Source organism: Chryseobacterium sp. OV279 (assembly GCF_900128945.1).
In the GTDB taxonomy this organism is placed as follows: Bacteria; Bacteroidota; Bacteroidia; order Flavobacteriales; family Weeksellaceae; genus Chryseobacterium.
Window position 1 is genome coordinate 497483 of record NZ_FQUD01000002.1, and the last position, 26293, is coordinate 523775.

Below are 26293 nucleotides of genomic sequence, written 5' to 3' on the forward strand. Positions count from 1 at the left end.
TAATATTTACTCGAATGAAATTTCTCTTTCATCCCCTGTATTCACGATGCTCATTGTGTGGTACTTAAGCCCGTAGAGCTCTTCTTCGTATACCTCAGGCCATTCTATGATACACAGAAAGGCGTTATCCAGATATTCTTCAATGCCGATATCATACACCTCTTCGATGTTTTTTAAACGGTAAAGATCAAAGTGATAAATCTTACCTTTTGGAGTATTGTATTCGTTGACAATAGAGTAGGTAGGAGAGTTCACTTCATCCTCACTTCCCAGATTTTTGAGAAGAAACTGAGTGAACGTTGTTTTACCCGCGCCAAGATTACCCTTTAATAGAAGGATGTTATGCTGTAAGTCAGGAATGATCTTATCGACAACTTCCTGCCATTGTTGTAAGGACTGTATTTTCATCTATAAAATTTGGTTCAAAATTACAGATTTTAAAAAATATTGAGATGTTTATTTTTCGCTGCTTTTTATCTATATCAATAGTATTGATGTTGAAAATAGAGTTCCCATTAAAATTGTTTTAGTGATTGTTTTTTTATTAGTAATGTGGCGAATATTTTAGATTCTATTCATTTTTATTTTATTTTTAATTCATATAAAATAACACGTAATTGTTTGATATTATATGTGTTGTAATTTGTGATTTTAACATTAATTATTTTGCAGTAAGTACATTAGCACCATAAAAGAAATCAAATGTGCTTAAACTTTGATTCATTTTCAAACTTAAAAAATAACACAATGAAAAAAACATTTTTATCTCTAGTTTTAACAGTTACTTTCGGATCTAACGTTTTTGCGGCTGTTTCGAATAATGAAAATCATAAGTCATTAAAGTCTGTAAGTATTGATGATGTAAAGTTTTTAAAAGGATTATGCACTATGCGTCTTACTTATACCAACCCTAATACAGGGCAAAGTACAAGCTGGATTGAATCATATGAGACAGCTACTGCTGAAGAATGCGGGAAATTATTAGCTAGTAGGCTTCGGGAATTAAGCGCAAATACTATTACAAGTGCAGATTAGATTATTAAATTTAGATGAGACTGCTTATAGTTGCTTTTCGAGATGTATTATAAGCAGCCTTAATTTTCTTTAAATATAATTTTAAACAAGTTCGAATGAAGAACAAAATTTTTCTTTTTTTAAGTGTATTAATGCTGGTTTTCACACGGTCTCAAAATTTACATATTAAATATACTTATGTAAATCCCGTCAATTTTTTAATAAATGAAGATTTATATGTATCGGGCAATTATGCTTTAAGTATAAGAGATTCTGTGATGCTTAAAAAGGAAAAAAATCAGTTGAAAGTTGAAGGGAATAATGTTGAAATACTAGGGAAAGTAACGAAACAAAAGACTAAATACTATAAAACTTCTTTAAATGAAACCTTAATTATTAATGAATTTATTGGAGAAAATTCCTATTGGATTTCTGACCAGCTTCCGAAAATAGTCTGGAATACAAATTTTGTAGAAACCAAAAAAATTGGAAAGTATGTTTGCAAAAAAGCAACAGCCGTCTTTAGAGGAAGCAAAGTAGCGGCTTATTATGCCCTGGATTTACCCTTTAGTTTTGGACCCTATAAATTCAGTGGATTACCTGGTGTTATTTTAGAGGTTACGGAAGATGAAAAGTCGGTTAATTCGTGGAAAGCAGACCTTATTGAATCTTATGTTTCAAAAAAAATAGAATTAATGGCTCCGAAGAATAATACGATTTCCTATAAAGAATTTATTCATTTACAGGAAAATAAAGACCTTGAGGAAGTGAAAAGGCTAACTTCCAACCTTCCAAGAGGAGCAGTAGTACATATTGATTCACCCAAAAGAAATGGTATCGAAAAAAAATATGAATGGGAAGAGTAATATGACGAAACTTTTAATCTGTCTGTTATGGTGTTCATTTTATTTTGGACAACATAACAGGATTACATACGAATATACTTATAAAACGGACTCTTTACATAGAGAAAGGAAAGAAAAAGAAGTGATGTTCCTCGATATTTCGGAAAAGGGTTCTAATTTCTATAGCTATCCCAGATATGTTTACGATTCTTTAAAAAATGCTCAGATCCATAAAACGTCCTCATTAAAATTGAGTGAATACAACTTTTCAAACTTTCAGGATAAATCGAAGGTGAAATTTTCAGTCAAAAAAGTATATCCGGATTACGAAATTCTTCAGCAGGATCAAATAGGGACAACAACCTACACAATTAAAAAAAATAATACGTTGCATTGGAATATTCTTCCTGAGAAAAAGAAAATCAAAGGTTTTACCGTTCAAAAAGCAACAACGTCTTTTGGAGGTAGAAAATGGGTGGCTTGGTTTACTGATGAAGTTCCAATTCAGGACGGACCGTACTGTTTTCATGGCCTGCCAGGTTTAATTCTGGATGTTGAAGATAGTTTGGGAGATCATGCCTTCAGCTTAATGGGCATTAAAAAAGAAATTCCTGATTTTGAAATAACTGGTACAACCGGAACTATAATTTCACCAGAAAAATTCAATCAGCTTTGGAATAATTACAGGAAAGATCCTTCAGTCAGCATTAAAAATATATTTTTAAACTCTAATATTCAGGCTAGTGTAAGTTGGAACGGTGAAGAAATGAAACAAAGTGATATTATCCGAAATCTGGAGAAACGAACAAAAGAGGAGCTTAAAACGAATAATAATTTTATTGAATTGTCTTTATATGAATAATGGAATTAAATGATCATAAAAAACCGGCTGAAAAATACTTCCAGCCGGTTCATCATTTAATAATACAAAGACTACTGTTTAATGATCTTGTTGATAACGGTCTGGCCATTGTCCAGTGTTACCTTAAGGATGTAAATTCCTGAAGCTAAATGTTCAAGCGATACTTCCTGTACCTGACCTCCTGTTTTCACAAGCTGTCCGGAAATAGTATACAGCTCAAAAGATTTTACTTTCTCCTTCGAATCGATCTTTATAAAAGATGCGGCCGGATTCGGGTAGATTCTTAACTTATCTTTTACCGTTTCAAGAGTAGATAAAGTACCCGCCTTGATTTCAAAATTGTCAAAAGAAAGATCAAAATCTCCCGCCGTCCTGTTGGCATTAATTCTAACTTTTACAAACTGGTTTTGATAAGCGGCGAGAGAATATGTTTTTTTGATATAATTTCCTGTACCCGGTTCGTTATTTACCGTTCCTATGGTCGTCCATGTTGCTCCGAAATCCGTAGAAATCTGTACATCAAAGTTCCCCCAGGCAGCTGATGATGCAAACGGGCTGCTGTAGTTCGTCTGTTTATAAGAGAAACTTAACTCATAATTAGCTGCATTTAATGGTCCCACATTGATACTGCTGAATGTTCCGGTTGTGGAGTTGGCAAATAGGTTTTTATACAGATTGGTAGCTGTAGTTCCGTTTCCTGTTGCACCTCTTTCTGATCCCAGTGCGAACGATTGTGGGCTTGTTCCGGTAGTCCATCCCTGTGGGAAAGTGGTGGTCATAAATTCTTCCTTCCATGGAGCCGGTGTTGTTGGGACGGTAGAGAATGCGACTGTTTTCCATGGGCTTTTTTCACCCGGCGAACATATTCTTCTGATCCAGAAATAATAAGTACCGTTTGAAAGACCTGAAACCACTACAGAATTGGTTCCTGAAGCTAAGGTTACAAATGTATTGGTGTCCGCCGGTGGCGTGTTCACCGAAGAAACAAAATATTCATATCCCGATGCTGGCTGTTGATTATTAACGTTCGTCCATGAGATATTAGCTCCATTGTAAGTTTCCGCATTTAAGGTCACAGAAGCAAGTTCAGTACAGCTTGGTGCCGGTTCCCAGATTACATCATCCACATACATATAAGACCATGTGCTTCCGTCCACTCTTCTGATTCCCAGATGATCGGCGGATCCTGAATAATTGTTTATATACACTACATATTCCTGATATGTCGTAGTCAACGGTATGGTTTCAATGATTTCAACGTTGGCAGAAGAAGTTGTTCCTGTTAAAGCCACGATCTGAACTTTGATATCAGCCGAAGTTCTTCTTGCTTTAAAACGGAGTCTGTGCGTTCCGCTGCTGATGTTGGTCAGTTCAGGACTCACCAGAATCATTTTCGTAGCAGCCTCCGTTGCAGTGGCGCCATTTCCGTAAAAACTGATGTTATTCGGTGACGAATTGGCATCCGTTGTGGTTAAGCTGATGGTTGGTGTAGAACCGTTATTCGAAGTCAGAATTTTACCCCAGCAATTGGGAAGATTATTGGTTCCTGAAACGGAATCAAAACTTTCGTAGAATGAAGAAGCTGGCGTACAGGTTGTATAAATACTTACCGTACTGGAATAAGAGCTTTGACACTGAGTGCTTACACTTTTTCCGCGGATGAAATACTGAGTATTCGGCTGTAGTCCTGCAATATGTTGTGACAAAGTAGAAGTTCCCAATGTGAAAGGTGATCCCGCTACCATTGAAGTGAAATTACTGTCTGTAGCCACTTCAATTACGGTGTTAATCGGCAGTGCGCTTCCGTTTTCAGTAACAGGCCATGTTACGTCAAATGAATGGGTATTGGCGTTGGAAGCTGCAATCCCATTAACAGGAATCGGGCAATTGGTGATAGAACTGCTTACAGGATTCTGAGTGTTGTATAATGGTCCATTCGTACAGTTTGAATTCACTGCATAAACCGTGTAGGTATACTGATTATTTCCGCGGATGCCGTGGTTATAATTGTTTTCAAAAGTAGTATTGGCTCCGTAATACGCTACATAAGCATTCAGAGAAGTATTTTCTCCCGTAGTGTATACCGTTCCGTTGGCGGGAGCATTAGGTACCGTTCCGTTTACATTTCTCAGGATAAGGTATTTGTCAGCGACCGGAGAACTGGCTGTAAAACTTCCGTTGATGATGATTCCTGTATTCGTTAAAGCTAAATTGGAAGGCTGGGCTGTTGGAGCCATACATGGAGTGGGAGCCGTCCAGTTAAAAGTCAGGCCTTGTGCAGCCAGAAAACTGTAGTTACTAGCGATTCCTGCAGAAGAATTGCTTCCTGCTACCGTATTATTCCAGTTGCTGGTGGCATTTCCGGAAGCCGTTCTGTTGTTGTAATCACTGCTTGAAGTTCCGCGAAGTCCCACCTTGGCATTGGTTGCACTTGGCGTTCCCTGAGAATTCATGCTGTAAACGTATTTAATGCTTCCGTTTTCATGTAATCTCGCCTGGAAATTCCAGTCGTGGTGAGAGGCCGCAGTGGCAGGAGAAGCCCCATAAGGCCTGAAATGACTCCATTGAACCACAAATTCACGGTTGGGAGCACTTCCGGTCACCGCATAATCAATAGATCCCTTTAATCCATTTATATTAAAAAGAGATTCAAGGTCTGCAGACAAAGGGGAAATCACCCCCGAATAAGAAGTTCCTGAACCGATAGGATCCGTGGAGCTGGATGTTGTACTTCCAAAGCTGATGAACCCATTGGCGTGTACTTTTATGGAATTAAATGCAGTTCCATTAAAAGGAAAAGAGAAGGGAATAACGTCATTCAATGTGTAGACATTTTCGTCCAGAAGTCCTATTCCGGTAGATGCCGTAGCAGTAGCGATATTGGTTGCGCCGGATAATGGTGTATACGTTCCCTGATTCTGTGAGAAAGAATAATAAGAGACAATCTGTGCATTCATAGAGGCCCATCCTGAGAGGACGAGAGCTCCGGCCATGCGTAATTTTGACCGCGTGAGCAGTCTAAAGAATTGAGTTGTAATCATGCTTAATGTTTAAAAATTTTCAATGCAAACTTATTATTTTTAATTAGAATTGATTTAAATAAGAATTGTGATATAAATCATTCTTTTCAGGGAAGTTTTTTTCTTCAAACTAAATATTTAATTTTACACTATGATTTCCAAACAGACCATAGACAAAATTTTCTCAACGATACGGGTAGAAGAGATAGTAGGAGAGTACGTTCAGCTGAAAAGAGCCGGGTCTAACTTCAAAGGGCTCAGCCCTTTTCATGAGGAAAAGTCGCCAAGTTTCGTTGTTTCACCAAGCAAACAGATTTGGAAAGATTTCTCCACCGGAAAAGGAGGAACGGCCATTTCTTTCCTGATGGAGATCGAGAATTTTACTTATCCTGAAGCCCTTCGTCATGCCGCTAAAAAATACGGGATTGAAATCGAAGAAGATCAGCGTGAATTTTCAGAAGAAGCAAAACATGCACAGACGGAGAAAGATCAGTTATACAAAATTCATGAAGTAGCCAATTCCTATTATCAGGAAATTCTTTGGGATTCTGAAGAAGGAAAAAGTATTGGTCTGGCTTACTTCAGGGAACGTGAGCTGAAAGATGATATCATCAGAAAATTCCAGCTTGGATATTCGCCGGAAAAGAAAAATTCCTTTACGCTTTATGCCGAAGAAAAAGGCTATACAAAGGAGATTCTTGAAAAATCCGGACTTTCCATATTCCCTGAAAATACACCATCCGGGATCGACCGTTTCCGTGAAAGGGTTATTTTCCCGATCCACAGTTTTTCGGGGAGGGTTTTAGGTTTCGGAGCCAGAATTCTTAAGAATAATGTAAAAACCGCCAAATATCTCAACTCGCCGGAAACGGAAATTTACCATAAGTCTAATGTACTTTATGGTTTAAATCAGAGTAAACAGGCTATTTCAAGAAAAAATATCTGTCTTTTAGTAGAAGGCTATATGGACGTAATCGCGCTTCATATGTCCGGAATCGAAAACGTTGTAGCGAGTTCAGGAACGTCTCTGACAACGGAACAGATCAAGCTTATTAAAAGGCTGACAGAAAATGTGACGATCCTTTTTGATGGGGATAATGCCGGAATTAAAGCCAGTTTCAGAAGTATCGATATGCTGCTTACGGAAGGAATGAACATCCGTGTTCTTCTATTTCCTGATGGCGATGACCCGGATTCATTCTCAAGAAAACATCCGCAGGAATATGTAGAAAAGTTCATCGAAAATGAAGCGATGGATTTCATTGATTTTAAAGCTGAAATTCTTTTAAAAGAAGTCGGAAACGACCCCATTAAAAAAGCGGAAGCCATCAGAGATATCGTAAAATCTGTAGGCTTTGTTCAGAATGCTTTAAAACGGGAAGTTTATCTGAAGGAGGTTTCCAATAAATTCGGACTTTCGGAGCAGAGTCTTTTCAACGAGCTTGATGTTCAGAAACAGATCACGCAGAACCAGACACAACACGTTCAGCAGCAGAAAGAAAAAGTTCAGCCAAAGCTTGAAATAGTACCTCTGGATGAGGAAAAAGAAGATCCTTATCTGTATGACGTTCTGTTTATGGAAAGTAAGCTGGTAGATCATATGCTGATGTTTGGAGATATTGTTCTGAAAAGAACCAATGAAAAAAATGAGGAGTATCAGATTACCGTGATTGAAGAAATTCTGCTGCATTTTGAAGAAGAGCAGTATAGCTTTTTGGTTAAAGGGAACGAAATTATCATCAATCAGGTGAGAGACGGTATTCAGAAAGATGAGCTGAGAAGCGGAAACTTTTTTGTGTCTCTGATGGACGAAGAAATTACGTCAAAAGTGGTGGATGCCCTGATGCCTTTGGATGAGCTGGAAAACTGGGGCTCCAGAAATATTTATCCTCCAAATTATGGCGACAAAATAGCAGAGCAGGTCCAAGGTGATGTTCTGTTGCATAAATATAGGTACATCGATTATCTGATCAAAGAAACAGCACGACAGCTGGACCAGTACAGCGGAACGGATGAGGTAAAATACTACGAGCTGATTAAAAAGATCACGCTGCTGAAACAGGCCTCAATCAGACTCAGCGATATTATTGAATATTCTCCTATCAAAGGCATCTACATCGACAGGAAAAGATAAATTGACAGACATTCTGCTGATCATCACGCTGATATTCTGTGACAAAAAGTCCTATAAAATTTTAGGAATAAAAGTTGTAATTTAAACTTCGAAAATAGTTAATAATACATAATAGAAATATGGACATTAAAAAAGACTTCAGAGATTTCTCTGTAAAACATTTAGGAAACAACGGTTTGGTTACCGATCAGTATATGGGAATGTACGGCCCAACAAACCTTACGCCATATATCATGGAAGAAAGAAGATTGAACGTTGCACAGATGGACGTATTTTCACGTCTGATGATGGACAGAATTATCTTCTTAGGAACCGGAATCGACGATCAGGTGGCTAATATCGTAACTGCCCAGCTTTTATTCTTAGAAAGTGCAGATCCATCGAAAGATATCCAGATCTACATCAATTCTCCTGGAGGAAGCGTTTATGCAGGTTTAGGGATCTATGACACGATGCAGATCATCAAGCCGGACGTAGCCACAATCTGTACAGGTATGGCAGCTTCAATGGGTGCTGTTTTATTAGTAGCAGGAGAAAAAGGAAAACGTTCTGCGCTTAAGCATTCAAGAGTAATGATTCACCAGCCATCAGGAGGTGCTCAGGGAGTCGCTTCAGATATGGAGATCAACTTAAGAGAAATGCTTAAATTAAAGCAGGAGCTTTACGAAATCATCGGTCACCACTCAGGACAGACTTACGAATGGGTAGAAAAGTCTTCAGACAGAGATTACTGGATGACTTCTGAAGAAGCAAAAGGCTACGGAATGGTAGACGAAGTTTTACAGAGATCTACAGAGAAAAAATAATTTCCTTTTTTGGAAATAGTGAAAAGCGCACCGGTATCGGTGCGTTTTTTTTATTTTAACCACAAAAGAGGCAAAAGTTTTTGAACACCTTAGTTTTTTAAGTTTACATACTTTGAAAATAGAAGTTCACCTAAGTTCTATGAAAATCTTCGATTCTCAAAAGTGATAAAAATTTGTACCCAAAGGCATTTTATTTATTTCTTAATAATCTTATGAACCGTAGTATTCTTAGAGGTTTTAATTTCTACTAAATAAATGCCGGCTTTCAATGCCTGAATATTAAGCTTTGTAGTATTTCCAGTCAATAATTTCTGCCCTGATACGGTATAAATATTTACTTCTTTAAGATCTTCAGCATTCTCTATTGTGATAAAATCACTTGCAGGATTAGGGTAAATTCTGAATTCCTTTTTACTGTTTTCAGAAACACCTAAAGTCAGGTTTGAAGCTTCTCTTGGAGTGAATGGCTGTCTCTGTCCAAAGCTAAGGCCCAGCCAGTCGTTATTACCCAACTGGATTTGCGAAAGATTGGTTTGTCCTCTCCAGCTTGAAAGATCTTTTCCTTTGAAAAGCTTCCAGGTATTGGTTCCGGATGCACTTCCTGTGAAGTTATTGAGAGACAGAGCGCTAATTTGGTTGCTGCCTGATGTAAAATTAAAATAAGGAGCCTGCGTATGGATGAGTTGCAAAGACTGTTCAGCGGTTAAACTTCCGTTGTATTTAATTCCAAAAACGAAAGAATGAGCTTCTCCGGCGGAACTGCTGGTTCCAAAATCGATAACAACAAGGCTGGTATTGCTTCCCGTTCCTATCCAGTTGGTGATTTGTGAAGAATTGTACCAGCCAGAATTGTAGGCCGCTACAGGAGGAGAGGGATGGGAAAGCGGAGGTGTAGTGGGAGTAAAGCCATAACCAAAGGATGCACCATACCATTTTGCATCGACCAGTGCATCATTGTTGGCCCCATTGTTCAGGTTCATATTTTCTGCGGTAGGGCCGGACCAGGTAGACCAATAGTCTTCAAGGCTTGGAATGTGATGATTGTAATTGATGCTGTAAAGAAACCCTGACGGTATTTCTGCTTCCAGTTTTGAATCTGCTGCGTCAATAGCATTGATGAGATCTTCCATGGTAAGGTTATTTGCATCATAACGGAAGCCCCAGGCATAGGATGTAGGATTATCGTTGTCATTAAAATCAGCGATGAAATACGCTTTTTTAGAGCCTGTTCCTACCCAGAATTTGATGTCATTTTCTGTAAACTGGGCGGAGATTTGCTGTAGACACAGCAGCAGTAAAAAAAGATAAATCTTCTTCATAATATAATTAAATTAAAGTTTTATTCCCGAAACTTTCCTTCCGGAAAAGAATACAAAGTCTCTTTCCGAAGTGAATTCAGATAAGGCAGGTCTCCTGGCTCGCTTCCTTAGATACGCCTTCCCGGATGGTGATCCAGTGGCATCATGTACTTAAAGTTTAAAATAGCTTACAGTTGCGGGTACAGCCCAAGCATTGAATTTCTTCTCACTTGATTCCCTGTTAATGAACAGATGTTCAGCCTTAACTGCTGCAAATATATCATATAAATTTTTGAATGCGTTTTGTGAATTATCTCGTTATTTATTTCTTTTGTTTAATGGTTGGATATTTTTTAGATCGTGATTTTCTGATTTAATAAAGAATAGGAGAGAAGGTTATTGATATTCGGATTAATCTTGTGTTTAAAATTTAAAGCTGCTGATTTATTACAAAATTTACTGAATATTGATTTTATAACTGCTATACACTGACTTCGGAAAATGGAGCGTTAAGAAAATAAATGTTGTGAACGTTAAGAAAATTCTACTGTCCGAAGCGCGGGGCTGTAATTGAAACGAAGCAGAAATAGTCATTCCGCGCAAGTTTTAGAATTTTTAGAGAACAGGATTTATTTTTAGCGGAAGTTTCCAGGTCTTGAACTTTTGATTCTTTTGTTTCAAGACAAAAGAATATGATAAAATATCTGGCGTATTTTATTGAAATTTTCCAACAAAAAAGTTTAAACAAGTTGATTGTTAAAATACAATTATTATTAAATTCAAGATCAGTTTATAATCAATGTATACTTTCGCGGCATAAAAGTAACTATGAGAAAACTGCTGTTATCAGCGATCGTATTCACAGCGCTCGCATCGTGTAAAGATGACGACAAGATGAATAACCAGGATGTCAATTATGCCAGGCTTCCCCAGGAATTTCCTTTCTCCAAATTAGCAACAGTCAATGGCGTGGATGTCATTAACGGAGGATTTGGTTCCGGTGCAGCGGCACATCCTACCAGAAAGGGTGAATTTTATGTAATTACGGACCGTGGTCCCAATACAGACTATCTGAACGGGAAAAAATTTCCGGCCCCAAATTTTACCCCTACCATCATGCATTTTAAAATTAATGCAGAAGGAAATATAGAGATCATTAAATATATCAAGCTTAAAAATCCTTCCGGCCAACCGATTACCGGTCTTCCCAACCCTGCAGGAATGGGCAGTACAGGAGAAACAGCTTATGATTCGTCAGGAAATGTTTTAGGAACAGACAATTACGGTCTGGACAGCGAGAGTATCGTTGCAGCAACAGATGGAACATTCTGGGTATCTGATGAGTACGGACCACACATCGTTCATTACAATGCGGAAGGAGTAGAGCTGGAAAGAATCAGCCCGGTTGGTGTTAATACCGGACCTCGAAAACTTCCTGCGGTTTTAGCTAAAAGAAGAGCGAATAGAGGAATGGAAGGTTTATGCATCACTCCGGACGGAAAGACACTGGTAGGAACGATACAGTCTACCATGTATGTCCCGACAAAAACGTTGGCCACCAATACCACTTTAACCAGAATTGTCACTTTTGATATTGCGACGGGACAGACGAAGCAATACCTGTATAAGCAGAATGGAGGTGCTTCAGACTCGGTATGTGATATTACAGCCATCAGCAGCACAGAATTCCTGGTCATTGAAAGAGACGGAAATTTCGGATCGCAGGGCGGAACCAAAAAAGTATACAGAATCAATATAGCCGGAGCTTCAGATGTGAACGGAACTGATATGACAGCCGTTGACGGAATGAAGATCAATAACAAAGCCTTAGAGCAGTCTACATGGGATGAAATCACCAATGCCGGAATCAAACCGGTGTCCAAAATTTTAGCTGTAGATCTGGTCGCAAAACTAGGATATGAACATGACAAATTTGAAGGAATCGTTTATTTAGGAAACAATAAACTGGCCGTCTTCAATGATGATGATTTTGGAATTTTAGATGACGGAAACGGAAATCCGAAAGCTAAAATCCTGCCTAAGACCGGAAAAGTAGACAAAGGAACAATGTATGTAGTCGATATTCAATAATTAGATTTTTTTTAAGAAAACGGCGGCATCGAAGATGCCGCCGTTTTTGACTCTATATGTTTTAAATTCAATAGGAATTTAGCCGAAACCTATGAATTGAAACCTTCAATAATTTTAGAGAAATCCTCAAGTTTCAAAGCTGCACCCCCGATCAGTCCACCGTCGATATCAGGTTGAGAGAAAATCTCTTTTGCATTATCCGGCTTCACAGAACCTCCGTAAAGGATGGAAACCTCGTCAGCTACTTCCTGTCCGTATTTGGCAGCGATGATGCTTCTGATGTGTGCGTGGATTTCCTGAGCCTGCTCCGGAGAAGCAGTTTCCCCTGTTCCGATAGCCCAAACCGGTTCGTAAGCGATTACCACTTTTTTGATTTCTTCCGCAGAAAGAGTGAAAAGAGCAACTTCAGTCTGGTTTTTCACCACTTCGAAATGTTGGCCTGCTTTTCTCTGCTCAAGCGTTTCACCGTTACAGTATACAGGGATCAGGCCTTTGTCAAGCGCTAATTTGATCTTTCTGTTGCAGTGAGAATCCGTTTCACCGTGGTATTGTCTTCTTTCAGAGTGCCCGATTAATGAACCAGTCGCATCGATAGATTCCAGCATATCTGCAGAAAGTTCACCGGTATAAGCACCGCTCTCATGCTCGCTCATATCCTGAGAAAATACACCGATCTCATCTTTTTCGAAGATATCTTTAGCCATCATCAAGTATAAAGAAGGCGGCGCTATCCATACTTCGCAGTTAGTGGTGTTATTGTTTTTATAGCTCAGTAATTGAATCATCAACTGTTGTGCGTCAATGACATTTTTATTCATTTTCCAGTTTCCTGCAACTATTTTTCTTCTCATAGCCTTATATAATTAGGTAAATTATTATTTGTTATTTTATTTTTTCCAGATTTTTTTGAATTGCTAAATACGGATTTACAAAACAGAAATTTCAATCATTTAAAATCTGCAAAATTCGCAAAATCTGCGTGATATTTAATTATTTATCAATCCCTTCCAGTTTAAACATAAAAGCATACACAAGCGAAATATCCTTCAGATAATCAAATCTTCCAGAAGCACCGCCATGGCCGTAATTCATGTCCGTCTTTAATAGCAATACATTTTTATCAGTTTTCATATCCCTAAGCTTGGAGACCCATTTTGCAGGCTCAAAATACTGAACCTGAGAATCATGCAGTCCTGTGGTTACTAAGGTATTAGGATATTTTTTCTTTTCAATGTTTTCGTAAGGTGAATAAGATTTCATGTAGAAATAGGCTTCCTTATTGTTCGGATTTCCCCATTCGTCATATTCGTTGGTCGTTAATGGAATACTTTCATCAAGCATGGTATTGATCACGTCCACGAAAGGAACCTGTGAAATCACACCATTCCATAAATTCGGACTCATATTCGCTACAGCACCCATCAACAGACCTCCCGCGCTTCCGCCCTGAGCATACAGATGTTTTGGTGAGGTGTATTTTTCTTTAACCAAATATTCTCCTGCATCGATGAAATCGGTAAATGTATTCTTCTTTTTCATCATTTTTCCGTCTTCATACCATTGTCTTCCCATTTCCTGGCCACCACGGATGTGAGCGATAGCAAAGGCAAAACCTCTGTTCAGAAGACTCAGCCTAGTACTGCTGAAAGACGCATCCATAGAATTTCCGTAAGATCCATATGCATAAAGAAGCAGCGGACTGTTTCCATCCTTCTTGTATCCTTTTTTATAAACAATGGAGATCGGAATTTTTGTACCGTCTTTTGCCGTTGCAAAAAGTCTTTCAGTGGTATATTCATCTTTTGCATATCCACCAAGTACTTCCTGCTGTTTAAGTAATGTTCTTTTCCCGGTCTTTAAATCCTGCTCAAATTGAGAAACAGGCGTAATCATAGAGGTATATCCGAAACGGAAATTATCCGTATTGTATTCCGGATTTTCCAGTGAAGAAATAGTGTAAGCCGGTTCGTCAAATGTCAGCGCATCTTTCTTAGCTGTTTTTCTGTCGTAAATAACCAATTGGGTAAGTCCGTTCTGTCTTTCACTGAAAACCAGATAGTTTTTAAAAGCACTCACAGCCTGCATCAAGACATCGCTTCTGTGCGGGATAAAATCTTTCCAGTTCTCAACACCAGTTTTATCCAAAGGCGTTTCCGCTATTTTAAAGTTAAGCGCATCCTTATTCGTTCTGATCAGGAATTTGTCTTCCAAAGGCGTGATCGTATACAAAACATTCTTCATTCTCGGCTGGAAAACTTTGAATGTTCCGTTCGGTTGGTCAGCATCCAGATACCTTGTTTCAGAAGAAGTGGTAGCTCCGGAATAAATCAGGATGAATTTGTGATTTTTGGACTTATATACCGAAATATAATTCGTTTTATCCTTTTCCTCGTAAACCGTCACATCTTTACCAGGATCAGTTCCCAGTGTATGTTTCTTAATTTTTTCTGATAAAAGGGTAACCGAATTGTTTTCCGTGTAAAAAATAGTCTTATTATCATTGGCCCATTCTGCGGAACCTTCTGTGTTTTTAATGCCCAGATCGGTTGTTTTTCCGGTTGTTAGGTCCTTTAAAAACAAAGTATATTGTCTTCTGGAAACATCATCAACACCATACACCAGTTTGTTGTTGTCCGGGCTGATGCTGAAACCGGTAGCACTGTAATACGGGTGACCTTCCGCAAGCTTATCGATGTCCAGAAGAATCTCTTCTGGAGCAGTAAGACTTCCTTTTTTTCTGCAGTATTTGAAGTATTGTTTTCCGGCTTCTGTGCGGGTATAATAATAGTATCCGTTTTCAAAAACAGGCACCGATTCATCTTTCTCTTTAATACGGGCCTTCATCTCCTGGAAAAGTTTTTCCCTGAAAGGTTCCGTATCCTTCATCATGCCTTCCCAGTAGGTATTTTCGGCTTTCAGATAATCAACAACTTTCGTGGAATCTTTTCCTTTTTTGAAATAATCGATCATCCAGTAATACGGATCATTCACTTTATCCCCGTGAATTTCCCGGATGTGTTCCTGCTTTTCAGCAATCGGGGCTTTTAAAGCAGGGAATTTTTGAGATTGTATCGTAGAAGCACTCATAATTAATATTCCCAGATAAAATTTTTTCATAATATGCTTTGTTTTTTGGTGTCTGGTTTAGGCCAAATTCCACAGATTTTTCAAAAGCCTGTAGAAAGTATGCTCCTCATCAGTCACTTTGTTATCAGCTTTGATCAGGGTTTTGGCAAATTGTGCAAATTTTACGCGCTCATCATCCGTAGAGTCGTCAAAGAAACATCTTGCGTGAAATTCAAAGTGGTCTTTCCATTCTTCAGGCTGCAAAAGAGCCAGTGTTTCCAGTTCATTGTCAAGATTCATTCTGAACGGAAATTCGTCTGCCATATACTGCTGAATCAGCATTCCTTCTTCAGGAGCAAATTCTCCGTCTACAGAAGAAAGAATCATTAAAAGATGATAACCGGCAATGGATTTATTTGATTTTTGCATTTGTAAGTGTATGTTTAAGTTTAGTGTTTAAATTGGATTGTTGGCAGCTGTTCTGGGTTGCGAGATACGAGGTTTCGAGGTTCGTGTTTTGTGATTCGTTTTAATTTAAAATTCACAATTCACCATTCACTCATTCACCCTAATCAACATAGTCTTTTGCAGGCTGCTTGTCCACGATTTTCCCTTTCTCCAGGATGAGTACAAACGGATTGCTTCTCGCAATAGTTTTGATGGCAGTGGCGTCCATCATAGCATTTTTAATGGTTTTAAAGGTGTTGTGATCTGTAGAAACACCGTAGATGACAGCTCCTTTTTGAGTATTTACTTTAGCCTCAAGTTTCTGAATAAGATCAGCAGAAACCTCTTTTGGGTGATATGAAAATACCAGAACAGCTTTCGGTGCATTGATGATTTCGTCTGTCAGATCTACCCCTGTAGGATCTTCAATTTTGAATTTAACGATCTCAGATTTATAACCTTCTTTCGTCAGAACAGATTCATTTTTTCCTTCCTCAATTTTCCATGGAGAACCTTCCGCCCAGTATTTTGTTTCTTTAATATAATCATCCTGATTTACCTTTAAAACTTCTCCCGTCTTTTGGTTTTTAAGGGAATAAAAAGTCTTGTATTCAGAAGGATTTTTATTGATTTTTTCCTTTTCGGTTTTAATATTCGTTCCGATTTTATAATCACGGAAGTCGATCAGTGGTTCATGCATAATTCCCTGAGCCATAATGTAAATCATGATCACAGAAAAAAGCCCTAAAAGAGCATATCTGAACTTACCGGAAGACTCTTTCGTATTGTCGCTGCTGTACACATCTTTTTTACGGAACTCCTTTCTGTAAAGGATAAACACGATAATAAGACCGACAAGAAGCACAATGTCTTTAATAAAACTCTGCCATGGCGTAAACTTGATCGCGTCTCCAAAACATCCGCAATCCGTCACCACATTGTAATAGGCAGAATAAAAAGTAAGGAACCCAAAGAAGATACAAAGGGCAATTAACGCTGAAAGTGTAAACTTAAGCTTCAGTTTCAGCAACAGCATAAATCCTAAGAAAAGCTCCAGTACGACCACAATGACCGAGAACAGTAGTGCAAATTTTTCCAGGAAGGGCATATTGAAAACCGATGGCGCGAAATATTCTTCCATTTTGAAAGAAAATCCTACCAGATCCACAGCCTTTACAAAGCCGGACAGAATAAAGATAACAGCAATAATAAAGCGTAATAAACCTTTGATCATAGTAATTTATTTTTGGGTTTCGGAAATATTTTCTTTTTCAGAGAACTTGATCAGACAGAAAACAGCATAGTTCAGCATATCAAAATAGTTTGCATCAAGACCTTCAGAAACAATAGTTTTTCCTTGGTTGTCTTCAATCTGCTTTGTTCTTAATACTTTTTGGTAAATAAGATCGGTAATGGAAGAAATTCTCATATCTCTCCACGCTTCACCATAATCATGATTTTTTCTTTCCATTAAAGCCTGAGCATCATGAGCATACTTATCGTAAAGGCTTAAAACTTCTTCCTTATTTTCATTAAAATCATTAGAAAGTCCTTTTTCAAGCTGAATAAGTCCGATAATAGAGTAGTTGACAATCGCAATGAATTCGTCTTCCTCGCTTTCATCCACCATTTTTTTATCCGTCATCTGAAGCGTACGGATCCTGTTTACCTTGATGTAAATCTGATCCGTAATAGAACTGGGTCTTAAAACCCTCCATGCTGCACCGTAATCCTGCAATTTTTTACTGAAAAGATCACGACACTCACTGATCACTTTCCCGAACTGTACTGATGTTTTTGACATAAATTCTCTTAATCTCCCAAATATACGAATTCGGTTTTAGGTAGCGGGAATCGGGCATTGATTTTTGTCAGAGTTTGGGTTTTGAGTTGGAGAGTTGTAGCGTCGGAGGGTTTTAGAGTCGCGGGGTGTGGGATTCTGGGTGAGAGGGTTTTAGAGTAGGAGAGTTGGTTGCTGGTTGTCAGTTGCTGGTTCTTGTCAGGGAATTTTAAAATGAAGAGATTCTAAATTTAATTTCTATCTAAAAGAATATTCGTTTCTGCGCAAGCTCTTATCAACGAATAACAAACCAGCAACTAACAACTAGCAACTAATAACTGACAACTAGCAACATTCCACAATAAGTCTTAATTTTGCAGAATAGTATCACTTATCAATCATAAACAAAGCATGCTTTCAAACTCCGAAATCCTCCAACCCTCCAACTCTAAGACTCTCCAACCTTTCCACTCCCTCAACTGCAACGGAAGACTGGTAGAACTGGACACCCCGAAAATCATGGGTATCCTCAATCTTACCCCGGATTCTTTTTCAGACGGCGGGAAATTCAATAGTGAAAAATCAGCGCTGGAGCATGCAGAGAAGCTTTTGAAAGACGGAGCGGAGATCATAGACATCGGGCCGCAATCCACACGTCCGAATGCTGAATTTTTGAGTAGCAAAGAGGAAATAGACAGAATAGGGAATATGATTTCTCTGATCAAAAAAGAATTTCCGGAAGCACTGATCTCACTGGATACGTTTTATGCTGAAACGGTAAAATTCGGATTTAATGAAGGAATTGACATGATCAATGATATTTCCGGCGGACAGTATGACGATAAAATGTTTGATGTCGCAGGTGAAACGAAGCTTCCCTACATTCTGATGCATGTGAATCCGTCTTACGAAACGATGCATGATAAAGTTAAATTTGAGGACATTACTCTGGAAGTTAACCGTTATTTTTCTAAAAAGACCAATGAACTTCTCGAAAAAGGAGTGAAAGATATCATTCTGGATCCCGGTTTTGGATTCGGAAAAACGGTAGAAGATCAGATGAAAATGATCGGTGAAACTGAGTATTTAGGCTTTGAAAAATTTCCTTTATTGATCGGTATTTCGAGAAAATCATTTATCTATAAACCGCTTGGGAAATCTCCAATGGATATCAATGAAGAAACGCAGAAACTTCACTGGAAAGTTTTGGAGCAGGGCGCTAAAATTTTAAGAGTACATGATGTGGCGGAAGCTGCAGTAACCATCAGGCAGTTTTGCGAAAAAAATAAAAAGTGTTAAAAAAACTTGCTCAGTATTTAAAAATTAATACATTTGCAGTATGAATTTTACGAATCAGAAAAATATTATTGTCATTTCTAACATTATTGTTGTAGTAAACAGCAGTAGGGAAGCGGCATTGTAAAATATTTTAATTTAAATTATATAAGCCGTTTCATTTTGAAGCGGCTTTTTTTTATTTCAGAAATTATGGATCAGTTATTAACAGTAATTATTATCGTCATTATTATTCCCTTGCTTTGGTGAGAAGGATAGAGTATGACTGTACATATTTGAGCCCTCTCACATCGTGAGAGGGCTTTTTTTATACCCATTTGTTAATTTTTAAAACCCTAAATAATGTATTACAACGACAAAACGATCGTGTATTTTGATGGAAATTTCCTCAAGGCAGAAGAAGCAGGAATGAATCTCTACGGACAATCACTTCACTACGGTTACTCCGTTTTTGAAGGCATAAAATCCTACAATACCGAATACGGAACCAAAATTTTTAAAGCAGAAGAACATTACGAAAGACTGAAAAGATCAGCAGAAATGATGTACATCCCGTTTGATTACTCAGTCAGTGAACTGACGGATCTTACCTATGAACTTTTGGAGCGTAACGGATTCAAAGATGCTTATATCCGCCCGTTGGTAACCTGTTCGCCCAATATGTCCCTTTCAAAAGGACAAAAATCCTACCTCTCTCTGCTTGCCTGGGAATGGAGCAAAGGCTATCTCGCAGACAAAATGAAAATCATGACCTCAGGTTTTCAGCGTCCAAATCCAAATGCTTTTAAAGTGGAAGCCAAAGTAGGCGGCCATTACGTCAATTCTATTCTGGCCTGTCAGGATGCCAAAGACAAAGGCTATGACGAAGCCCTTTTACTTGATGAAAACGGAAATGTCGCTGAAAGCTCAGGTGCCAATATATTCTACGAAAAAGACGGAACATTATTTACGCCTGCAAAAGGAAGCATACTGCCGGGAATCACAAGACAGACGGTATTCGAAATATGCAGTGAACTGAATATTCCCGTTAAAGAAATCTTCTTTACGCCTGAAGAAATGAGAGGAGCTGATGCCGCTTTCTTCTGTGGTACTGCAGCTGAGATTGTAGCGCTGGATTCATTGGATGATGTTCCTTTCACCAAAAACTGGGAGGATACAGCAAGTGGAAAAGTACAGCAGGCCTATCAGAAACTGGTAAGAGTTCTGTCATTGTAAATTTAAAGAACTTAAATATTTAGTAATCAGTTAAATACATCTGTTTTTCAAACAATTGAATATTGTAGTTTTCATAAAAGTGAAAATAAAAAAGAGATTACAAGCTGTAGTTTTGGACCAAAATTAAGGAAAAGCTTCATTGATGGATTCCAAAAAAAAATGAAATTATGGATACACACAGAGAGGATAAGAATAGCAAATGCAGGATAATATGTTAAATAAATATTCAAAAACATTCACACAAAACAGCGAACAGCCCGCAGCAAAAGCAATGCTTTACGGAATAGGCTTTACAGAAGAAGATATGCACAAGGCCCAGATCGGTATTGCCAGTATGGGATATGACGGAAATACCTGCAATATGCACCTCAATGACTTGGCTAAAGTGGTAAAAAAAGGAACCTGGAACCATGGTCTTGCGGGATTAATATTCAATACCATAGGCGTAAGCGACGGGATGAGCAACGGGACAGACGGAATGCGGTATTCACTGGTAAGCCGCGATGTGATTGCAGACAGTATCGAAGCCATCTGCGGAGCACAGTATTATGACGGAATTATTGCATTACCGGGCTGTGACAAAAATATGCCGGGAACCATTATCGCGATGGGAAGACTGGACAGACCATCCATCATGGTGTATGGAGGAACAATAGCACCGGGATGTTATAAAAATGAACCGCTTAATATCGTTTCGGCCTTTGAAGCTTTGGGTAAAAAAATCGCCGGAGAAATTTCAGAAGAAGATTTCAACGGAGTGATTAAAAATTCCTGTCCGGGAGCAGGAGCATGCGGAGGAATGTACACCGCCAACACCATGTCTTCAGCCATAGAAGCTTTAGGGATGAGCCTTCCGTATTCATCTTCCAATCCCGCATTAAGTGATGAAAAGCAGAATGAATGTCTGGAGGCAGGAAAGTATATTAAAATATTACTGGAAAGAGATATCAAACCTTCAGACATCATGACCCGAAAGGCTTTCGAAAATGCGCTTCGTCTGATCATTATTCTTGGGGGCAGTACCAATGCCGTTTTGCATTTTATAGCAATGGCGAAAAGCGTAGGCGTTTCCGTAACTCAGGACGATTTCCAGAAGATGAGCGACATCACACCGGTATTGGCAGATCTTAAACCGAGTGGAAAATACCTGATGCAGGATCTTCATAACCATGGAGGAACACCTGCTGTCATGAAATACTTACTGGAAGAAGGTTTGCTGCATGGCGACTGTTTAACGGTTACCGGAAAAACCATCGCTGAAAATCTTGAAAATGTTACTAGACTTGATTTTACAAAGCAAAAGATCATCAGACCTTTATCAAATCCAATCAAAGAAACAGGGCATTTAAGAATATTGTACGGAAACCTCGCTGAGAAAGGGAGTGTTGCGAAAATCACAGGGAAAGAAGGCGAAAAATTTTCAGGAAAAGCAAGGGTATTCGATGGAGAAAAAGACCTGATTAAAGGGATTGAAAACGGAAGAGTTCAGCACGGAGACGTTATTGTCATCCGTCATGAAGGACCGAAAGGCGCACCGGGAATGCCGGAAATGCTGAAACCTACCAGCGCTCTGATCGGAGCAGGACTGGGCGGAAGTGTAGCTTTAATTACCGATGGTAGATTCAGTGGCGGAACTCATGGCTTTGTGGTAGGACACATCACTCCGGAAGCGTATGAAGGCGGTCTGATTGCTTTTGTGAAAGACAATGACCTCATTGAAATTGACGCAATAAATAACACCATACAGCTCAAAGTATCTGAGGAAGAAATCGAACAGCGAAAGAAAGGATGGCAAAAACCTGAACTTAAAGTAAAAAAAGGATTGCTGTACAAATATGCACTCACCGTATCATCAGCCGCAGAAGGCTGTGTAACAGATGAAATCACTCAATAAATAGACAATGAAGAACCTAAATGTATCCACAGAAACAGAAATCAGCGGCAGCCGGATCATCCTTGAAGCATTTCTTCAGGAAGGGGTAAAAACCATATTCGGGTATCCGGGTGGCGCCATTATCCCCATTTATGACGCACTTTACGACTATAAAGATCAGTTGGAACATATTCTGGTCCGTCACGAGCAGGGAGCAGTCCATGCAGCACAGGGGCTTGCCAGAGTATCCGGAGAAGTGGGAGTGGTATTAGCGACAAGTGGTCCGGGAGCCACCAATCTGGTAACGGGATTAGCTGATGCCCTGTTGGATAATACACCGATTGTTTGTATTACGGGACAGGTTTTTGACCATCTTCTGGGAACCGATGCATTTCAGGAAATTGATGTTATGAATGTCACCAGCCCTGTTACAAAGTGGAATTATCAGGTCACCGATGCGGATGAACTTTCCGAAGTATTGGCGAAAGCATTCTATATCGCAAGATCCGGAAGACCCGGTCCGGTATTAATTGATGTCACGAAAAATGCCCAGCTGCAAAAGGTGTTCAACAGAGGGTACACACCGTGTGATTCTTTGAGAAGTTACAGACCGAATCCTGTTCCCCATATGGACGCTATTGAAAAAGCTTCTTTTCTGATTAATAATGCAGAAAGACCATTCATCATTGCCGGACAGGGAATTATGTTGGCAAAAGCTGAGAAAGAGTTTTTACAGTTTGCTGAGAAATCAGGAATTCCGGTAGCATGGACGGTCTTGGGAATGAGTGCCATCCCGACGGTTCATCCACAGGCTGTAGGAATGGTGGGAATGCATGGAAACTACGGCCCCAATATTCTTACCAATGAATGTGATGTGTTGATTGCAGTAGGAATGCGCTTTGACGACCGTGTGACCGGAAGACTGGATCAGTATGCGAAACAGGCGAGTATCATTCATCTGGACATTGACAAAGCAGAAATCAATAAAAATGTAAAAGTTGAGGTTCCGATTCTTGGAAACTGTAAAGAAACTTTACCCCTTCTAACACAGCTAATAGAACCGGGAGCACATAGAGACTGGCACCAAAAGTTTAAAGACTGCTATGAAATTGAACATGATCAGCTGATCAGCCACGAACTCTATCCTTCAGAAGGCGAAATTACGATGGGAGAAGTTGTTCGTCACCTAAACGAAATGACTAAAGGAGAAGCAGTGATTGTTACGGATGTAGGGCAGCATCAGATGGCTACCTGCAGATATTCAAGCTTTAAACATTCCAGAAGCAATATTACCAGCGGAGGATTGGGAACCATGGGATTCTGCCTTCCAGCCGCAATAGGAGCCGCTTATGGAGTCACCAACCGTCATGTTATTGCCGTGATGGGAGATGGTGGAGCCCAGATGAATATCCAGGAATTGGGAACACTGATGCAGTATCAGCCTGATATCAAAATTTTGATTCTTAATAACTGCTATCTGGGAATGGTAAGACAGTGGCAGGAATTATTTCATGAAGAAAGATATTCCTCGGTAGATATTCAGAGTCCGGATTTTGTGCAGGTAGCTAAAGGGTATAAAATCCCGGGACGAAAAGTAGTGGAGAGGGAAGAACTGGAAGCGGGACTTAGTGAAATGCTTCATCATCAAGGCGCTTTCCTGCTGGAAGTCATGACCGGGAAAGAACATAATGTTTTTCCCATGATTCCTCAGGGGAAAAGTGTTTCAGAGATCGTACTGACTAACAATAAGACATAATAATATAAAATAGAAAAAAGATGAATTCAGAAAACAGGGAATACACCATAACAGCCTACACAGAAGATTATCTGGGGCTGATCGGCAGGATCAATGCTATTTTTTCAAGGAGAAGAGTTTCCATTGTGAATTTTAATGCAGGGCCTTCCGATATTGAAAAAGTAAAAAAGTTTGTCATCGTCATCAGAGAAACGGAAGAATCTGTACAGAAGATCACCCGACAGATGGAAAAACAGGTAGATGTTCTTGAGGTTCATTACCATAAAAATCCATACCTGACCGTAGCGGCACACGCAAGCTAATTAGAAAAACAATCAAAAAAATATCATTAACAAATATAAAAATTAAAGAAAATGGCAAAATTGAATTTTGGCGGAGTAGAGGAAAACGTAGTAACAAGAGAGGAATTCCCATTAGATAAAGCTCAGGAAGTATTAAAAGATGAGATCGTAGCAGTGATCGGCTATGGTGTACAGGGACCGGGACAGGCACTTAACCAGAAAGACAACGGAATCAATGTGATTGTGGGCCAGAGAAAAAATTCAAAATCATGGGATAAGGCCGTAGCAGATGGATTTGTACCGGGAGAAACCTTATTCGAAATAGAAGAAGCTTTGCAAAAAGGAACAATTATTTGCTATCTGTTGAGTGATGCAGCCCAGATCGAATACTGGCCGAAAGTGAAACAGCATCTTACCCCTGGAAAAGCCCTGTATTTTTCTCACGGCTTCGGAATTACCTTTAATGAACGTACGGGAATTATTCCTCCGGCTGAGGTTGATGTATTCCTTGTTGCGCCGAAAGGATCAGGAACGTCACTGAGAAGAATGTTTCTTCAGGATCGCGGACTGAACAGCAGTTTTGCGGTATATCAGGATGCTACTGGGAAAGCTAGAGAAAGAGTGACTGCATTGGGAATAGCTATTGGAAGCGGTTATTTATTTGAAACAGACTTTAAAAAAGAAGTATTCAGTGACCTTGCAGGAGAAAGAGGAACTTTGATGGGTGCTGTACAGGGAATATTTGCGGCTCAATATGATGTATTGAGGAAAAACGGGCACAGTCCTTCTGAAGCATTTAACGAAACCGTTGAAGAATTAACCCAATCATTAATGCCTTTGGTGGCAGAAAACGGAATGGACTGGATGTATGCGAACTGCAGCACCACAGCACAAAGAGGAGCACTGGACTGGTGGAAACGTTTCAGAGATGCCACTTCTCCTTTATTTGAAGAATTATATGAAAGTGTTGCAAAAGGAGATGAAGCCCAGCGTTCCATCGACAGCAACAGCAAACACGATTACAGAGAAAAACTGGAAGTAGAACTTACTGAGCTTAGAGAAAGCGAAATGTGGAGAGCCGGCAAGACGGTCCGCAGTCTCAGACCAGAGAACAATTAATCAGGAAAAATAACAATGGAAGAAACGTATCCTTCTGTTTTGGACAATGTCTATAAAGCAGCAAAAAGACTCAGAAATGTAGTGGTAAGAACTCCTCTGGCGATCAATAATCATCTCTCCGGTATTTATAAGGCAAAGATTAGTTTTAAAAGAGAAGATCTGCAGCAGGTGAGATCCTATAAGATCAGGGGCGCTTACAATAAAATGGCGGTGATGTCTCCTGAAAACCTTGCAAAAGGGGTGGTTTGTGCCAGTGCAGGAAATCATGCTCAGGGAGTGGCTTTTGCATGCAGCACCATGAAAGTGAAAGGTACCATTTTTATGCCTTTGCCCACGCCGGGACAAAAGCTGGAACAGGTGAAAATGTTTGGAGGGGATGATATTGATATTGTGCTTTACGGGGATACTTTCGATGAAGCTAAAGATGCCGCACTGAAGTTCTGCAAAGAGAATCAGGGAATATTTATTCACCCGTTTGATGATCAGGATATTATTAATGGTCAGGCTACGGCAGCACTGGAGATTCTTGAGCAGTCGGCTGAGCCTATTGATTATCTTTTTCTTCCGGTTGGAGGCGGTGGTCTGGCTGCAGGCGTTTGTTCTGTATTCAAAGAATTGTCTCCACACACGAAGATTATAGGAGTAGAACCTTCTGCAGCGGCAAGTATGAAAAAAGCACTGGAAAAAGGACAACCGATGCTTCTTGAAAAAATAAGCCGTTTTGTAGATGGGGCCGCCGTACAGAAAGTAGGAGATCTTAATTTCGAACTCTGTAAAAATGTTTTGTACGATATGGCTTTAGTGGATGAAGGAATGGTGTGCGAAACCATTCTTTCCCTCTATAATAAAGATGCTGTGGTCGTAGAACCTGCCGGAGCTCTTTCCGTAGCTGCACTCGGGAAATATAAAGATCAGATCAAGGGAAAAAATGTAGTCTGTATCATCAGTGGAAGCAATAATGATATTACGAGAATGGAAGAGATCAAAGAAAAAGCTCTTCTTCATGCGGGTTTAAAGCATTATTTTCTCGTTAGATTTGCACAACGTCCAGGAGCTTTGAAAACCTTTGTCATGAATGTTTTAGGACCGAATGATGACATCACTTTTTTTGAATACACGCAAAAAAATTCAAAAGAGAAAGGGATTGCTGTTTTAGGAATCGGACTGAGGGATAGCGAAGATTTTACTCCGTTGCTTAATAATATGAAGAAGTATGACTTTTTTGTTAATTATCTGAATAATGATCCTTCTTTGATGAATTTGCTTATTTAAAACGGGCTGTGAAGTGGTGTTGGGTTTCGCAAGGACGCTATTTTTTTCATACGATGTGTTGTTAAGGCGCAAGGATTTTATCTGCGATAAAATTTAAAGCTGCTGATATATTACAAAG

General features: G+C 39.3%; 21 protein-coding genes and 1 riboswitch. Of the genes, 13 read left to right on the forward strand and 8 right to left on the reverse strand.

Annotated features, from left to right (window positions below; genetic code table 11):
• Nucleotides 1-6: 6 nt before the first annotated feature.
• Entirely contained in the window at nucleotides 7-408 is a 402-nt protein-coding gene (gene tsaE / locus BUA72_RS10195) for a tRNA (adenosine(37)-N6)-threonylcarbamoyltransferase complex ATPase subunit type 1 TsaE (RefSeq protein ID WP_034726600.1), read from the reverse strand.
• 339 nt (nucleotides 409-747) lie between these two features.
• Here tsaE and BUA72_RS10200 point away from each other — a divergent pair, with 339 nt between their 5' ends.
• From BUA72_RS10200 to BUA72_RS10210, 3 genes are all read left to right on the forward strand, one after another.
• Nucleotides 748-1035, forward strand: a complete 288-nt coding sequence (locus BUA72_RS10200; RefSeq protein WP_072922834.1) for a hypothetical protein — start codon at nucleotides 748-750, stop codon at nucleotides 1033-1035.
• A 131-nt stretch (nucleotides 1036-1166) separates the two neighbouring features.
• Entirely contained in the window at nucleotides 1167-1880 is a 714-nt protein-coding gene (locus tag BUA72_RS10205) for a GLPGLI family protein (RefSeq protein ID WP_228407869.1), read from the forward strand.
• A gap of 1 nt (nucleotide 1881) precedes the next feature.
• A complete protein-coding gene (locus BUA72_RS10210) occupies nucleotides 1882-2721 on the forward strand; it encodes a GLPGLI family protein (RefSeq protein WP_175548879.1) in 840 nt (279 codons plus the stop codon).
• Nucleotides 2722-2792: 71 nt separating this feature from the next.
• On the opposite strand, the gene BUA72_RS10215 is transcribed toward BUA72_RS10210, so the two are convergent.
• A complete protein-coding gene (locus BUA72_RS10215; protein ID WP_083544176.1) occupies nucleotides 2793-5762 on the reverse strand; it encodes a T9SS type A sorting domain-containing protein in 2970 nt (989 codons plus the stop codon).
• Between the two features lie 130 nt (nucleotides 5763-5892).
• Between BUA72_RS10215 and dnaG the strand changes: the two genes are divergently transcribed.
• Entirely contained in the window at nucleotides 5893-7875 is a 1983-nt protein-coding gene (gene dnaG, locus BUA72_RS10220; protein WP_072922838.1) for a DNA primase, read from the forward strand.
• A gap of 119 nt (nucleotides 7876-7994) precedes the next feature.
• The gene (gene clpP / locus BUA72_RS10225) at nucleotides 7995-8681 is read left to right on the forward strand and encodes an ATP-dependent Clp endopeptidase proteolytic subunit ClpP (protein WP_034726592.1); all 687 of its coding nucleotides are present in this window, start codon (nucleotides 7995-7997) and stop codon (nucleotides 8679-8681) included.
• A 194-nt stretch (nucleotides 8682-8875) separates the two neighbouring features.
• Here clpP and BUA72_RS10230 read toward each other — a convergent pair whose 3' ends face one another.
• Nucleotides 8876-10000: a T9SS type A sorting domain-containing protein gene (locus tag BUA72_RS10230; RefSeq protein WP_072922839.1), complete on the reverse strand. Its 1125-nt coding sequence runs from the start codon at nucleotides 9998-10000 to the stop codon at nucleotides 8876-8878.
• A gap of 66 nt (nucleotides 10001-10066) precedes the next feature.
• Nucleotides 10067-10259, reverse strand: a riboswitch (cobalamin riboswitch).
• A gap of 548 nt (nucleotides 10260-10807) precedes the next feature.
• Between BUA72_RS10230 and BUA72_RS10235 the strand changes: the two genes are divergently transcribed.
• The gene (locus BUA72_RS10235) at nucleotides 10808-12070 is read left to right on the forward strand and encodes an esterase-like activity of phytase family protein (RefSeq protein WP_072922840.1); all 1263 of its coding nucleotides are present in this window, start codon (nucleotides 10808-10810) and stop codon (nucleotides 12068-12070) included.
• An 89-nt stretch (nucleotides 12071-12159) separates the two neighbouring features.
• Here BUA72_RS10235 and tpiA read toward each other — a convergent pair whose 3' ends face one another.
• The 5 genes from tpiA to BUA72_RS10260 form a co-directional block, all read right to left on the reverse strand.
• Nucleotides 12160-12921, reverse strand: coding sequence for a triose-phosphate isomerase (gene tpiA / locus BUA72_RS10240; RefSeq protein ID WP_034726585.1), 762 nt, complete (start codon nucleotides 12919-12921; stop codon nucleotides 12160-12162).
• A gap of 139 nt (nucleotides 12922-13060) precedes the next feature.
• The gene (locus tag BUA72_RS10245) at nucleotides 13061-15187 is read right to left on the reverse strand and encodes a S9 family peptidase (RefSeq protein ID WP_072922841.1); all 2127 of its coding nucleotides are present in this window, start codon (nucleotides 15185-15187) and stop codon (nucleotides 13061-13063) included.
• Between the two features lie 27 nt (nucleotides 15188-15214).
• Nucleotides 15215-15565 carry a tellurite resistance TerB family protein gene (locus tag BUA72_RS10250; RefSeq protein WP_034726579.1) on the reverse strand — a complete coding sequence of 117 codons (351 nt, stop codon included), beginning with the start codon at nucleotides 15563-15565 and terminating at the stop codon, nucleotides 15215-15217.
• A 139-nt stretch (nucleotides 15566-15704) separates the two neighbouring features.
• Nucleotides 15705-16817, reverse strand: a complete 1113-nt coding sequence (locus tag BUA72_RS10255) for a BT_3928 family protein (protein ID WP_072922842.1) — start codon at nucleotides 16815-16817, stop codon at nucleotides 15705-15707.
• A gap of 6 nt (nucleotides 16818-16823) precedes the next feature.
• Nucleotides 16824-17387 (reverse strand): DUF1599 domain-containing protein, encoded by a 564-nt coding sequence (locus BUA72_RS10260; RefSeq protein WP_072922843.1) that lies wholly within the window; start codon nucleotides 17385-17387, stop codon nucleotides 16824-16826.
• 495 nt (nucleotides 17388-17882) lie between these two features.
• Here BUA72_RS10260 and folP point away from each other — a divergent pair, with 495 nt between their 5' ends.
• The 7 genes from folP to ilvA all read left to right on the forward strand — a co-directional run bounded on the left by folP (nucleotide 17883) and on the right by ilvA (nucleotide 26175).
• On the forward strand, nucleotides 17883-18662 hold the full coding sequence (folP, locus tag BUA72_RS10265; protein WP_083544198.1) for a dihydropteroate synthase: 780 nt from the start codon (nucleotides 17883-17885) through the stop codon (nucleotides 18660-18662).
• 339 nt (nucleotides 18663-19001) lie between these two features.
• Nucleotides 19002-19874, forward strand: coding sequence for a branched-chain-amino-acid transaminase (gene ilvE, locus BUA72_RS10270; protein ID WP_072922845.1), 873 nt, complete (start codon nucleotides 19002-19004; stop codon nucleotides 19872-19874).
• A gap of 211 nt (nucleotides 19875-20085) precedes the next feature.
• Complete coding sequence (gene ilvD, locus BUA72_RS10275) at nucleotides 20086-21768, forward strand: dihydroxy-acid dehydratase (RefSeq protein ID WP_175548880.1); 1683 nt, start codon at nucleotides 20086-20088, stop codon at nucleotides 21766-21768.
• 7 nt (nucleotides 21769-21775) lie between these two features.
• Complete coding sequence (gene ilvB, locus BUA72_RS10280) at nucleotides 21776-23503, forward strand: biosynthetic-type acetolactate synthase large subunit (protein WP_072922847.1); 1728 nt, start codon at nucleotides 21776-21778, stop codon at nucleotides 23501-23503.
• Nucleotides 23504-23523: 20 nt separating this feature from the next.
• A complete protein-coding gene (locus BUA72_RS10285; protein WP_051891199.1) occupies nucleotides 23524-23805 on the forward strand; it encodes an ACT domain-containing protein in 282 nt (93 codons plus the stop codon).
• 51 nt (nucleotides 23806-23856) lie between these two features.
• Entirely contained in the window at nucleotides 23857-24903 is a 1047-nt protein-coding gene (gene ilvC, locus BUA72_RS10290; RefSeq protein WP_072922848.1) for a ketol-acid reductoisomerase, read from the forward strand.
• A gap of 15 nt (nucleotides 24904-24918) precedes the next feature.
• Nucleotides 24919-26175, forward strand: a complete 1257-nt coding sequence (ilvA, locus tag BUA72_RS10295) for a threonine ammonia-lyase (RefSeq protein ID WP_072922849.1) — start codon at nucleotides 24919-24921, stop codon at nucleotides 26173-26175.
• Nucleotides 26176-26293: the final 118 nt, after the last annotated feature.

What these genes read in the sequence shown, in the direction of transcription:
- BUA72_RS10255 (WP_072922842.1), bottom strand. Translation starts at nt 16,817, where the DNA reads ATGATCAAAGGTTTATTACGCTTTATTATTGCTGTTATCTTTATTCTG.
- ilvC (WP_072922848.1), top strand. Translation starts at nt 23,857, where the DNA reads ATGGCAAAATTGAATTTTGGCGGAGTAGAGGAAAACGTAGTAACAAGA.
- dnaG (WP_072922838.1), top strand. Translation starts at nt 5,893, where the DNA reads ATGATTTCCAAACAGACCATAGACAAAATTTTCTCAACGATACGGGTA.
- tsaE (WP_034726600.1), bottom strand. Translation starts at nt 408, where the DNA reads ATGAAAATACAGTCCTTACAACAATGGCAGGAAGTTGTCGATAAGATC.
- BUA72_RS10245 (WP_072922841.1), bottom strand. Translation starts at nt 15,187, where the DNA reads ATGAAAAAATTTTATCTGGGAATATTAATTATGAGTGCTTCTACGATA.
- BUA72_RS10230 (WP_072922839.1), bottom strand. Translation starts at nt 10,000, where the DNA reads ATGAAGAAGATTTATCTTTTTTTACTGCTGCTGTGTCTACAGCAAATC.
- clpP (WP_034726592.1), top strand. Translation starts at nt 7,995, where the DNA reads ATGGACATTAAAAAAGACTTCAGAGATTTCTCTGTAAAACATTTAGGA.
- BUA72_RS10215 (WP_083544176.1), bottom strand. Translation starts at nt 5,762, where the DNA reads ATGATTACAACTCAATTCTTTAGACTGCTCACGCGGTCAAAATTACGC.
- BUA72_RS10235 (WP_072922840.1), top strand. Translation starts at nt 10,808, where the DNA reads ATGAGAAAACTGCTGTTATCAGCGATCGTATTCACAGCGCTCGCATCG.
- ilvD (WP_175548880.1), top strand. Translation starts at nt 20,086, where the DNA reads ATGTTAAATAAATATTCAAAAACATTCACACAAAACAGCGAACAGCCC.
- BUA72_RS10205 (WP_228407869.1), top strand. Translation starts at nt 1,167, where the DNA reads ATGCTGGTTTTCACACGGTCTCAAAATTTACATATTAAATATACTTAT.
- folP (WP_083544198.1), top strand. Translation starts at nt 17,883, where the DNA reads ATGGGTATCCTCAATCTTACCCCGGATTCTTTTTCAGACGGCGGGAAA.
- BUA72_RS10200 (WP_072922834.1), top strand. Translation starts at nt 748, where the DNA reads ATGAAAAAAACATTTTTATCTCTAGTTTTAACAGTTACTTTCGGATCT.
- ilvA (WP_072922849.1), top strand. Translation starts at nt 24,919, where the DNA reads ATGGAAGAAACGTATCCTTCTGTTTTGGACAATGTCTATAAAGCAGCA.
- BUA72_RS10260 (WP_072922843.1), bottom strand. Translation starts at nt 17,387, where the DNA reads ATGTCAAAAACATCAGTACAGTTCGGGAAAGTGATCAGTGAGTGTCGT.
- BUA72_RS10285 (WP_051891199.1), top strand. Translation starts at nt 23,524, where the DNA reads ATGAATTCAGAAAACAGGGAATACACCATAACAGCCTACACAGAAGAT.
- BUA72_RS10250 (WP_034726579.1), bottom strand. Translation starts at nt 15,565, where the DNA reads ATGCAAAAATCAAATAAATCCATTGCCGGTTATCATCTTTTAATGATT.
- ilvE (WP_072922845.1), top strand. Translation starts at nt 19,002, where the DNA reads ATGTATTACAACGACAAAACGATCGTGTATTTTGATGGAAATTTCCTC.
- BUA72_RS10210 (WP_175548879.1), top strand. Translation starts at nt 1,882, where the DNA reads ATGACGAAACTTTTAATCTGTCTGTTATGGTGTTCATTTTATTTTGGA.
- ilvB (WP_072922847.1), top strand. Translation starts at nt 21,776, where the DNA reads ATGAAGAACCTAAATGTATCCACAGAAACAGAAATCAGCGGCAGCCGG.
- tpiA (WP_034726585.1), bottom strand. Translation starts at nt 12,921, where the DNA reads ATGAGAAGAAAAATAGTTGCAGGAAACTGGAAAATGAATAAAAATGTC.